10 protein-coding genes are annotated in these 11,900 nt (G+C 65.8%); 8 read left to right on the top strand and 2 right to left on the bottom strand.

Annotated features, from left to right (window positions below; genetic code table 11):
• Positions 1–2: 2 nt before the first annotated feature.
• Positions 3–806, bottom strand: coding sequence for an HpcH/HpaI aldolase family protein (locus tag ACT6Q8_RS06610; RefSeq protein ID WP_054166162.1), 804 nt, complete (start codon positions 804–806; stop codon positions 3–5).
• An 8-nt stretch (positions 807–814) separates the two neighbouring features.
• Complete coding sequence (gene araD, locus ACT6Q8_RS06605; protein WP_444734954.1) at positions 815–2,557, bottom strand: L-arabinonate dehydratase; 1,743 nt, start codon at positions 2,555–2,557, stop codon at positions 815–817.
• A gap of 199 nt (positions 2,558–2,756) precedes the next feature.
• On the opposite strand from araD, the gene ACT6Q8_RS06600 reads away from it, so the two are divergent.
• From ACT6Q8_RS06600 to ACT6Q8_RS06565, 8 genes are all read left to right on the top strand, one after another.
• Positions 2,757–3,044: a UxaA family hydrolase gene (locus tag ACT6Q8_RS06600; RefSeq protein ID WP_444734953.1), complete on the top strand. Its 288-nt coding sequence runs from the start codon at positions 2,757–2,759 to the stop codon at positions 3,042–3,044.
• A gap of 13 nt (positions 3,045–3,057) precedes the next feature.
• Positions 3,058–4,233, top strand: coding sequence for a UxaA family hydrolase (locus tag ACT6Q8_RS06595; protein ID WP_444734952.1), 1,176 nt, complete (start codon positions 3,058–3,060; stop codon positions 4,231–4,233).
• Positions 4,230–5,234, top strand: coding sequence for an Ldh family oxidoreductase (locus ACT6Q8_RS06590; protein ID WP_444734951.1), 1,005 nt, complete (start codon positions 4,230–4,232; stop codon positions 5,232–5,234). The genes ACT6Q8_RS06595 and ACT6Q8_RS06590 overlap by 4 nt, the downstream gene beginning before the upstream one ends.
• A gap of 170 nt (positions 5,235–5,404) precedes the next feature.
• A complete protein-coding gene (locus tag ACT6Q8_RS06585; RefSeq protein WP_444734950.1) occupies positions 5,405–6,331 on the top strand; it encodes a hydroxyacid dehydrogenase in 927 nt (308 codons plus the stop codon).
• The gene (locus ACT6Q8_RS06580) at positions 6,328–7,347 is read left to right on the top strand and encodes a YeiH family protein (RefSeq protein ID WP_444734949.1); all 1,020 of its coding nucleotides are present in this window, start codon (positions 6,328–6,330) and stop codon (positions 7,345–7,347) included. The genes ACT6Q8_RS06585 and ACT6Q8_RS06580 overlap by 4 nt, the downstream gene beginning before the upstream one ends.
• Positions 7,348–7,388: 41 nt before the next feature.
• Positions 7,389–8,720, top strand: coding sequence for a spinster family MFS transporter (locus ACT6Q8_RS06575; RefSeq protein WP_054166169.1), 1,332 nt, complete (start codon positions 7,389–7,391; stop codon positions 8,718–8,720).
• Positions 8,721–8,754: 34 nt separating this feature from the next.
• A complete protein-coding gene (gene glpK / locus ACT6Q8_RS06570) occupies positions 8,755–10,257 on the top strand; it encodes a glycerol kinase GlpK (protein WP_444734948.1) in 1,503 nt (500 codons plus the stop codon).
• Positions 10,254–11,825, top strand: coding sequence for a glycerol-3-phosphate dehydrogenase/oxidase (locus ACT6Q8_RS06565; protein ID WP_082371971.1), 1,572 nt, complete (start codon positions 10,254–10,256; stop codon positions 11,823–11,825). Before glpK ends, ACT6Q8_RS06565 begins: the two co-directional genes overlap by 4 nt.
• Positions 11,826–11,900 lie beyond the last annotated feature (75 nt).

The raw sequence follows: 11,900 nt of genomic DNA, 5'->3' as shown, positions 1-11,900 counted from the left end.
GGTCAATAGGGACCTGTGATGACCGGGGCCGTCGGTGCCTGTCCGCGCAGGGCCGCCTGCCATTCAACGGCGCGGCCCGTCATCATGGCGATGTCCGACGCCACGGCGGCGAAGCTGTAGCCGTAACCGACGAAGCGCCCCACCATCTCCGGGTTAGGCCCGACAATGCCGATGGGCTTGCCCGCCTGTTTGGCCAGGGTTGCGGCTTCCGCGATCTTGGCCTGCACCTCCTCGTGACCCACCTGTCCGATCAGACCCATGGCGGCCGACAGGTCGCCCGGCCCCAGGAACAGGGCGTCGACACCGGGCACGGCGGCGATGTCCGCCACGCGGGAGACGGCGCCCGGCGTTTCCAACTGCACGATGACAGCAACCTCGTCATTGGCGCGCTTCAGATAATCGGGCACGCGGCCATAGCGTGACCCGCGATGCACCGCCGCCACCCCGCGCACGCCGTCGGGCGGATAGCGGGTATAGGAGACGGCGGCCCGCGCCTCGTCTGCATTCTCCACAAAGGGCAGCATCACGGTACGGGCGCCGGCATCCATCACCCGCTTCACCAGCACCTGATCATTCCAGGCCAGCCGCACGATGGCCTGTGCCGGCGTGCATTCGATGGCGCGCAGCAGATTGGCGAGATCCGGCATCTCAATGGGCACATGCTCCATATCTACGACCAGGAAGTCGAAGCCGCAATGTCCCATCGCTTCCGCCGTGCTGGGCGCGCCCGACATCAGCCAGGTTCCCGTCAGCAGGCGGGACATGTCGGCCAATTGCCGTTTCAGCGGATTCAGGGGTTCGTGCATCAGGTCCCTCAATAGATCGGCGGTTCCGGCACCTTGGCGGTACCGGCCAGGAAGTCGAAGTCGCAGCCTTGCGGCGCCTGGGTCACATGCGCCTTGTATAGGGCCGCGTAGGAGCGTTCATAGCTGTTTGCCGGCGGGGTCCAGGCGGCACGGCGGCGGGTCAGTTCATCCTCATCGACCAGCATGTCCAGCGTGCCGGCCACGGCATCCAGCCGGATCAGGTCACCCGTCTGAACCAACGCCAGCGGGCCGCCCACCGCCGCCTCTGGTGCGGCATGCACGATGCAGGCACCGTAATGGGTACCCGACATGCGGGCATCGGAAATGCGCACCATGTCGCGCACGCCCTGGGCCAGCAACTTCTTCGGGATGGGCAGATTGCCCCATTCCGGCATGCCGGGTGCACCCACCGGCCCACCATTGCGCAGGATGATGACGCTGTCGGCATCGACATCCAGGGCCGGATCGTCAATCGCGGCCAGCATCTGGGCGTTACTGTCGAAGACAATGGCCCGGCCTGTATGGCACAGCAGGCGGGGATCAGCCGCCGATGATTTCATCACCGCGCCATCGGGGCAGAGATTGCCACGCAGCAGCGCCAGGCTGGCCCCGCGTTCCAGCGGCACCACAGGGTTGGACACGTCGCGGATCACATCATCATCGTAACATTCGGCCTCCGCGATCTCCTGCCCCAGCGTGCGGCCCGTCACTGTCAGGCATTCCAGCGACAGGTGGTCGCGCAGCTTCCACAGCAGGGCTCGCATCCCGCCGGCGAAGAAGAAATCCTCCATCAGGGCATTGCCCGACGGGAACAGGTTGGCGCAGACAGGGATGCGCCGCGCGGCGGCGGCCAGATCGTCGAGCGACAGGGCAACCCCCGCACGGCCTGCCAAGGCCATCATATGGACAGCGGCATTGGTGGACCCGCCCAGTGCCATATAGGCGACGACCCCATTCATGAAGGCATCGCGGGTCAGCATCCTCTGTGGCGTCAGGTCCTCATCCACCATCGCCACAATGCGTTCGCCACACAGGGACGCCATGCGGCGGTGACCGCTATCAACCGCCGGGATCGACGACGCACCGGGCAATGTCATGCCCATCGCGTCGGCGATGCCCGTCATGGTCGATGCCGTACCCATGGTATTGCAGGTGCCGATGGACCGCGTCATCCGCGATTCCAGGTCCAGCCAGTCGGCAGGCGTGATGTTTCCGGCACGCAGCTCATCCCAATACTTCTTGGTATGGGTACCCGCCCCCGTCTTGGTGCCGCGCCATTGCCCATTGGCCATCGGACCGGCGGGGCAATAGATCGCTGGCAGCCCGGCACTGATCGCCCCCATCAGCAGCCCAGGCGTGGACTTGTCGCACCCGCCCAGCAACACGGCCCCGTCGATGGGGTGGGAGCGCAGAAGCTCCTCCACCTCCATGGCCAGGAAGTTGCGGTAGAGCATGGTGGTGGGCTTCACCATCACCTCCCCCACGCTGAGCGCCGGTAGTTCCACCGGATAGCCGCCGGCACGCAGCACCCCGCGCTTCACGGCGTCGGCGACATCGCGCAGATGGATGTGGCAGGGGCTCATCTCGCTCCAGGTGTTCACAATGGCGATCACCGGGCGGTCCATGAACTCCTCACGCCGCAGCCCCATCTGCTGCGTCCGCTGCCGATGCGCGAAGCCGCGCATGTCGGGGGACGCGAACCAGCGGGCGCTGCGCAAGGGGCGTTTTGGGTCGGATGGCGGGTTCGTCATGTCACCAGCTCTTATATAAGACCGCTGACAGAAGGGACGCTTTCCAGGGCAAAGTCAATGCGAAAATCGGCGGAATACCGCCATTCCTGAAAATCATTAAAAAGGTCCCTTGCCAAGAAGGCGACCTTGTGAACATATGTGTCTTATATAAGACTTCAGATTTCCAGCGAATACCGCCAACGAACAAGGGAGGCTCCAAGTGGGCGCACCACATCTTCTGGTCCATGACCGGCGCGACAATGTCGGCGTCGTGGTTGTGGAGGGGTTGAAAGCCGGCACCGACATGCTGTGCGTCGTGACCGAGGATAACAGCGAGTTTCGCACGATCGTGAATCAGGACGTGCAGATCGGGCACAAGGTGGCGCTGCGCGATTTCGCAGTCGGCGACACTGTCATCAAATATGGTGAGGATATTGGCAAGGTGGTGCAGCCCATCGCCAAGGGCGCCCATGTCCATACCCATAATCTGAAAACCAAGCGCTGGTAAGGGAACCCGGATCATGAACTATGCTGATCTGAAGATCTGGGGCTACCGCCGCGAAAATGGCCGCGTCGGTGTGCGCAACCATGTCGCCATCCTGCCGCTGGACGATATCTCCAACGCGGCATGCGAGGCGGTGGCCGCCCATATCCAGGGCACCATCGCCCTGCCCCATTCCTACGGCCGGTTGCAGTTCGGCGCCGACCTGGACCTGCATTTCCGTACCATCATCGGCACCGGCGCCAATCCCAATGTCGCGGCCTGTGTCGTGATCGGGATCGAGGAAGGCTGGACCCAGAAGGTGGTGGACGGCATCGCCGCCACGGGCAAGCCGGTTGCCGGCTTCTGGATCGAAGGCAATGGCGATATCGCCACCGTCGCCGCAGCCAGCCGCAAGGCCAAGGAATTCTCGCAATGGGCCTCTGAACGGGTCCGCACCGAATGCCCGCTGTCAGAGGTGTGGGTGGCGGCCAAGTGCGGGGAGAGCGATACGACGACCGGTCTGGCGTCGTGCCCCACCGTCGGCAATATGTATGACAAGATGGTGGAGTTGGGGCTCTATGGCTGCTTCGGGGAGACGTCGGAACTGACGGGGGCCGAGCATCTGGCCGCCGCCCGCGCCGCCAATCCGGAAGTGGCCGCCAAGTTCATGAAGACCTGGCAATCCTATCAGGATGACGTGATCGAGGCGCACAAGACGTCCGACCTGTCCGACAGCCAGCCGACCAAGGGCAACATTGCCGGCGGCCTGACGACGATTGAGGAAAAGGCCCTGGGCAACCTGGAGAAGATCGGCAAGAAGACCAGCTATATCGACGTGCTGGAACCGGCGGAGGCACCGGCCAAGGGGCCGGGTCTCTACTTCATGGATACCTCTTCCGCCGCCGCCGAATGCTGTACGTTGCAGGCCGCCGCCGGCTATGTCGTCCATTGCTTCCCCACGGGTCAGGGCAATGTGATCGGCAACCCGATCATGCCGGTCATCAAGATCACTGGCAACCCGCGTACCGTGCGGTTGATGAGCGAGCATGTGGACGTGGACGTGTCCGGCATTGTGCGCCGTGATATGACCATCGATCAGGCGGGCGACGCCTTGATCGACATGATCGCCCGAACCTCCAACGGTCGCCTGACAGCGGCGGAAGCCCTGGGGCATAAGGAGTTCGTGATGACCAAGCTGTACCGGTCGGCATGAGCACGGTTACGCTCAGCCTGGAAGAAGCACACCGTCTGGCAATGGGGGCGCTGGTAAAGGCCGGCGTTTCCCCAGCCAGTGCGGCGGCCACGGCGACCGCACTGGTGGCGGCGGAGGTGGATGGACAGGCCGGTCACGGCCTGTCCCGCGTCCCCTCCTACACGCTGCATGCGCGGGTCGGGAAGGTGGATGGCCTTGCCGTGCCGGTGGCCCTGGCGGCGGGAGAAGCCGGGGTTCGCATTGATGCGGGCCATGGTTTTGCCTATCCCGCCGTCGATCTGGCCATTGAACGGCTGCTGCCGCTGGTGGCACGGACTGGTGTCGCTGCGGCAGCCGTCCACCGTTCCCACCATTTCGGACAGGCCGGGCGGCATGTCGAACGGTTGGCCGAACAGGGGCTGGTAGCCTTTGCGTTTGCCAATACGCCGGCGGCCATGGCCCTGCCCGGCGGGCGGCGGTCGCTAATGGGCACCAACCCAATAGCCTTTGCCGCCCCCGTGCCGGGGCGGGCCCCGCTGGTCATCGACATGGCCCTGTCGGTGGCGGCGCGCGGCAAGATCATGGCGGCATCCAAGGCCGGCAAGCCCATCCCCGAAGGCTGGGCCCTGGATGCCGATGGCAACCCGACCACGGATGCCAAGGCGGCACTGGCCGGATCGCTGCTGCCCATCGGCGGGGCCAAGGGGGCGGCCCTGGCGCTGATGATCGAGGTGATCTGCGCCGCCTTGGTCGGTGGCAATTTCGGCTGGAACGCCAGCGGCTTCTTTGATGGCGATGGCGGCCCGCCCGACCTGGGCCAGTTGCTGATCGTGCTGGACCCGGCCCGTTTCGGTGGTGACGGCTATGCCGAGCAGATGGCGCATCTGCTGCTGACGGTCGCCGGTGAGGCCCCGGCGCGTCTGCCGGGCGACCGGCGGCTGGCATTGCGGCAGAAGGCAGCGGCAGACGGGGTGACCATCCCGGCGGCCCTGCATGCAGAGATTTTGGGGCTGGTGGGGTAACCCTCACCCTCCCATTGACCAGCGTCAATGGGCCCCTCCCTCTCCCACCTTCGTGGGCGAGGGGTTCAATTTCGCCCCTCGCCCGCTTAGCGGGAGAGGGAGGGGTCCAAGCCGGAAGGCTTGGGAGGGTGAGGGAGTACCCCGCTCGAACACAATATCGAGAGGCAAAGATGCCCGACATCGTCATCACCGAATTCATGGACGAGGATGCCATCGCCAATGTCCTGGCGGGCCACGACGTCCTGTATGATCCCAAGCTGGTGGATCAGCCCGAAAGGCTGGCCGCCGCGCTGACCGATGCCCGTGCCCTGGTGGTACGCAACCGCACGCAGGTGCGTCCGGCCCTGCTGGATCAGGCGCCGAAGCTGAAGGTCGTGGGTCGGCTGGGCGTCGGGCTGGACAATATCGACATGGCCGCCTGTGCCGCGCGCAACATCATTGTGCGACCCGCGACGGGCGCCAATGATCTGGCGGTGGCCGAATATGTGATTACGGCGGCGCTGATGCTTCTGCGCCGGTCCTGGTTCGCGTCTGCCCGCGTGGCAGCAGGCGAATGGCCGCGCACCGACCTGATGGGACGAGAAGCGGCAGGCAAGCGGCTGGGACTGGTCGGGTATGGCGCCATCGCCCGGTTGACGGCACAGAAGGCGCGGGCCCTGGGCTTTTCCGTCGCCGCCTATGACCCGCATTTGCCGGAAAAGCACCCGGCCTGGGTACAGGTGGAACGGCAGTCGCTGGAAACAATGCTGGCCACCGCCGATGTTGTCAGCCTGCATGTGCCGCTGACCCCGTCCACCACCAACATCATCGACACCGCCGCCCTGGCACGCATGAAGAAGGACGCGATCCTCATCAATGCGGCGCGCGGCGGCGTGGTGGATGAGGCGGCCCTGTGTAGCGCGCTGAAAGCTGGAGCGCTGGGGGGGGCCGCCCTGGACGTGTTCGCCACCGAACCGGTCACCGCCGTATCGGGTGCGATATTCAAGGATGTGCCCAACCTGATCCTGACGCCCCACATTGCCGGCGTCACGGATGAGAGCAATGCCCGCGTCAGTGAGGTGACAGCCCGTGCGGTGCTGGAAGAGTTGGGGGCATGAGCGTGGCCGCAGGCCCCGCCGCCAGTAACAGGCTGGCCTGGGCGCGCGGCGTCCTGCCCGGTCTGATCGCCACCATCGTTGTGGCGCTGGCGGCCACCTACCTGTCCGACCATTACAACGCCCCATCGATGGTCTTTGCCCTGCTGCTTGGCATGGCGCTGAACACCCTGCCGGGGGAACCACGCTATGCGCCCGGCATTGCCCTGTCGGCCCGCACCTTGCTGCGCCTGTCGGTGGCGCTGCTGGGCCTGCGCATCACCTTCGCGCAGGTCGGTGACCTGGGCTGGTCGACGGCCGCCATGGTGGCCTGCGCCGTGCCACTGACCATCGGCTTCGGCTGGGTCCTGTCAAAACTGACGGGGGTTGGTGGGCGGTTCGGCGTGCTGTCGGGCGGGGCCGTGGGTATCTGCGGTGCGTCTGCTGCCATGGCCATCGCCGCCGCCTGGCCACGCAAGGATAGCGAGCGGGATACCGTCGTCATCATCGCCTGCATCACCAGCCTGTCGACCATGGCCATGCTGGCCTATCCGGCCATCGGCGGCTGGCTGGGACTGGATGCGGTACAGGCAGGCCGGTTCTTCGGTGGCTCCATCCATGACGTGGCGCAGGTGGTGGGGGCCGGATACAGCCAGTCACCGCAGGCCGGCGATACGGCCACGGTGGTCAAATTGATGCGGGTCGCCATGCTGCTGCCCGTCGTCATCGCCATCACCCTGCTGGCCGCCCGCCGCCGTACCGCCGATGATGGCGAGGCCAAGGTGACCCCTCTGCCCGGCTTTCTGATCGGGTTCGTTGTGCTGGCGTTCCTGAATGGCACGGGCTGGGTACCCGCACCGGTCACGTCGGTCCTGACGGAACTGTCGCGCTGGCTGCTGCTGATCTCGGTCGCGGCGCTGGGCATGAAGACATCGGCCAAGGACATCATGGAGGTGGGCCGCGCCGCCATTGCCATGGTCGTGGCAGAGACCGCCTTCATCGCCCTGTTCGTGCTGGGCTGGATCGAACTGATCGGCTGAATTCTGAACGATATAAATAAAAATCATCGGGAGGCAGAAACGTGCAGCAGAGCCAACAGGCCGGGCCCCCGCCCGTCAGTGACGGGTACCGGCGCTACGCGCTTTGGGTGCTGCTGATCATCTATATCTTGAACTTCCTGGACCGGCAGATCGTCGCCATCCTGGCCGAACCCATCCGGCAGGAACTGCATCTGGCCGATTGGCAGCTTGGCGTGATGACGGGGCTGGCCTTCGCCCTGTTCTACACGTTCCTGGGCATTCCCATTGCGCGCGTCGCGGAACGCGGCAATCGGCCCCTGATCATCGCGGCGGCGGTGGGAACGTGGAGCGGCTTCACCATGCTCTGCGGTTTCGCGCAGAATTTCGTACAGCTGGTGCTGTGCCGCGTCGGTGTCGGGGTGGGAGAGGCCGGATGCACCCCACCCGCCCATTCCCTGATCAGCGATTATACGCCGCGCGAACGCCGCGCGTCGGCCCTGGCCTTCTATTCGCTGGGCACGCCGCTGGGCGGGCTGTTCGGGATGGTGCTGGGCGGGTTGATCGGCGATGCCTGGGGCTGGCGCACAGCCTTTCTGGTGGCCGGCGCGCCGGGCATCCTGATGGCGATTGTCGCCGCCCTGACCTTGCGTGAACCGCGCCGGCAGATGCTGGCCGCCGACCTTGCCGCCCGGCGGGCATCGGCACCCAGCCTGCGCGAGGCGCTGGTAGAGCTGAAGGGCAAGCGCGCCTTCTGGCTGATCGCCTTCGGGGCCGCCATCAAGGCCTTCATCGGCTATGGCGCCGCCTCCTTTCTGGCCCCCTTCTTCTTTCGCAATCATTCCGAAAGCCTGACCGACATGGCCGATGGTTTCGGGCTGGGCGTGGCGGGGTTCCTGGGCGTGGCCCTTGGGCTTATCCTGGGCCTGACCGGTGCCGTCGGCACCTGGCTGGGCGGGTATCTGGCGGACAAGCATGGGGCCAAGGACCTGCGCGCCTATATGTCCATCCCCGCCGTATCGACGGCCCTGGGCATCCCCTTCTATATGGTCGGCCTGACAGTGGAGGATACGACACTGGCCCTGATCATGCTGGCCTTTCCACCCGTGTTGAACACGCTTTGGTACGGGCCGGGATATGCGGCTGTGCAGGGATTGGTGCGGCCACAGACGCGGGCGACCGCCACGGCAGTACTGCTGTTGATCATCAATCTTGTAGGGTTGGGACTGGGTCCTCTCGGCGTGGGCGCCGTGTCGGATCTGTTGAGCGGACCAATGGGTCTGGGCAAGGCGGAGGGCGTGCGCTGGTCGCTGGTGATCTTCACCCTGTTCGGCTTTCTGGCCTCCACCTTGTTCTGGATGGCACGCAAGACCTTGCGGGAAGAGACAGTAAGTTGAGCGTATAAGGGACAGGCAAAGGGGAGGAACGACCATGACCGACCATATCCTGGCCATTGACCAGGGGACGACGGGAACGACCGTCATCATCTTTGACCGCGAAACGCATATTGTCGGGCGGGCCTATGCCGAGTTCACGCAGCACTACCCGCAGGCTGGCTGGGTGGAGCATGACGCGGCGGAGATCTGGCGGGTGACGCTGGATACGGCGGGCCGGGCGCTGGCTTCTGCCGGACTGTCGGCGCGGGACCTTCGCGGGATCGGCATCACCAACCAACGCGAGACGGTGCTGGCCTGGAACCGGCATACGGGCGAACCGGCGCACCGCGCCATCGTCTGGCAGGACCGGCGGACGGCGGCCTTCTGTGACGATCTGCGGTCGCGCACGGGCGTGACGGAGATGGTGCGCGCCAAGACCGGACTGGTCATTGATCCCTATTTCTCCGGCACCAAGCTGCGCTGGCTGCTGGAGAATGTGCCCGGCCTGCGGGCGGGGGCGGAGAAGGGCGATATCCTGTTCGGCACCATCGACAGTTGGCTGATCTGGAACCTGACGGGCGGGGTCGCCCATGTCACCGACCCGTCAAACGCAGCGCGGACCCAGCTTTACGATATCCATGCCGGCGTTTGGGATGATGAGCTGCTTTCCCTGATGGATGTGCCGGCGCGGGGATTGCCGGAGGTGGGGTCATCGTCGGCTGTGCTGGGCCATACGACGGCGGACGGGTTCCTAGGCGCCGGCGGCATTCCCATTGCCGGCGTGGCGGGGGATCAGCAGGCGGCCCTGTTCGGTCAGGCCTGCCATGGGCCGGGACTGGCCAAGAATACCTATGGCACCGGGTCCTTCCTGCTGATGCATACGGGGTCCAGTACGTTGCGCGATCCTGGCCCGCTGCTGTCGACCGTGGCCTGGCGCATCGGGGATCAGCCGCTTGAATATGCGCTGGAGGGGGCGATCTTCGTCACGGGGGCGGCGGTGCAGTGGCTGCGTGACGGGCTGGGCCTGATCGCGGCGGCGGCGGAGACGGAGGAACTGGCCCGCTCCATCCCGCAGAATGACGGGGTCTATTTCGTGCCGGCCCTGACGGGCCTGGGCGCGCCGCATTGGGACCCGTATGCCAGGGGCCTGATCGCCGGGCTGACGCGCGGCACGGGCCGGGCGCATCTGGCGCGCGCCGCACTGGAGGCCATGGCCTATCAGACCCGCGACGTCACCCACGCCATCGAGGCGCAGACGGGCATCGCACTCACCGAACTGCGCGCCGATGGCGGGGCCGTGGGCAACAGCTTCCTGATGCAGTTCCAGGCCGACCTTCTGGGCGTACCGGTGGAGGTGCCGCGCGTGTCGGAGACGACGGCCCTGGGGGCGGCCTATCTGGCCGGGCTGGCTACGGGCCTGTGGCAGGACCGCGACGAAATCCGCGCCACCTGGAAACTGGCCCGCCGGTTTGAGCCGGGGATGAGCACCGCAGAGCGCGAGCGGCTTTACACGCAATGGACAAGGGCCGTGGAGAAATCACGCGGATGGGTGGCATGAACATGGGATTGAACCGGGCAAGCGGGATCGCTGCCCTGGCCGCTGGCGGCATCTGGGACCTTGTCATCATCGGCGGCGGCGCCACGGGTCTGGGCACGGCTCTGGATGCTGCCGCGCGCGGGTACCGTACGCTTCTCCTCGAAGGGCATGACTTCGCCAAGGGCACCTCGTCGCGCGCCACAAAGCTGGTGCATGGCGGTGTGCGCTATCTGGCGCAGGGGAACATCCCCCTGGTCCGCCACGCCCTGCATGAACGCGGTCGGCTGTTGGCCAACGCGCCGCAGGTGACGCGGCGGCAGGGCTTTGTCGTGCCCTGCTACCGCTGGTGGGACATGGCATTCTATGGGGCCGGCCTGTTCGCCTATGACCTGTTGGCCGGGAAACTGGGCCTGGGCCGCTCCCGCCTGCTGTCGCGAACCGAGGTGATGCGGCGGCTGCCCACCGTGAAGACCAAGGGTCTGGTCGGCGGCATCCATTATTATGACGGGCAGTTCGACGACAGCCGTCTGGCCATCACCATCGCGGCCAGTGCCGCCGACCATGGCGCCACCCTGCTGAACTATGTCCGCGTCACGGGCCTGCTGAAAGAGGATGGCCGCATCGCAGGCGTGACCGCGCGGGATATGGAAACGGGCACGGAATACAGCATCCAGGCCAAGGCCGTGGTGAATGCCGCCGGGATTTTCATGGATGATATCCGGCATATGGACCGGCCCGACTTGGCCGAGGGTCTGTCGCTGAGCCAGGGTATCCATATCGTCCTGGACCCCGGTTTCCTGGCCAGTGATGACGCCATTCTGATCCCCAAGACCGCCGATGGCCGCGTGCTGTTTGTGCTGCCCTGGCTGGGCCGCACCGTGATTGGCACCACCGACACGCCCATCGAGACGGCAAGTCTGGAGCCGAGGGCGCAGGAGGCGGAAATCCAGTTCCTGCTGGACCATGCCGCAGAGTACCTGACCCGTGCGCCCACCCGATCGGATGTGCTGTCGATCTTTACCGGCATACGCCCCCTGGTAAAGGTGAAAGGCGCATCGGGTACCTCCGCCGTGCCACGCGACCATGTGCTGATGGTATCGGACAGCGGCCTTGTCACCATCACGGGCGGCAAATGGACCACCTATCGCGAGATGGCCGAACAGACGGTCGACGCCGCAGCGAAGGTGGCCGGCTTCACCCCAACGTCCAGCCCCACCAGGGACCTGCGCCTGCACGGCTGGGCCCCGCGCGACGGCATCGACAGCAGCGACCCGCTGGCCGCCTATGGCGCCGACGCGCCCCGGGTGCGGGCCGTGCTGGCCGAACAGCCCGGCTGGGATGCCCCGATGCATCAAGACCTGCCCTATGCCCTGGGCGAAGCCGCCTACGCCGCCCGTTACCTGATGGCCCGCACGGTGGAGGACGTCCTGTCCCGCCGCACCCGTGCCCTTTTGCTGAACGCCGAAGCTGCTGTTGCCGCCGTCCCCGCAGTCGCGCAGGTGTTGGCCGCCGAACTGGGCCGCGATCAGGCATGGGTGGAAGCGCAGGTCGCGGAATTCACAGCACTGGCAGGGGTTTACAAAGCGTAGCGCGGATTACGGCTGACGCCTAATCCGCACTACGCAAAAGCCAAATGGAACGACGTGCAGATAGCGGCGATCAAA

This window comes from Niveispirillum sp. (assembly GCF_052437035.1).
Taxonomy (GTDB): domain Bacteria; phylum Pseudomonadota; class Alphaproteobacteria; order Azospirillales; family Azospirillaceae; genus Niveispirillum.
Note: the sequence above shows the minus strand (reverse complement) of the source record. Positions and strands in the feature narration are given on the sequence as shown.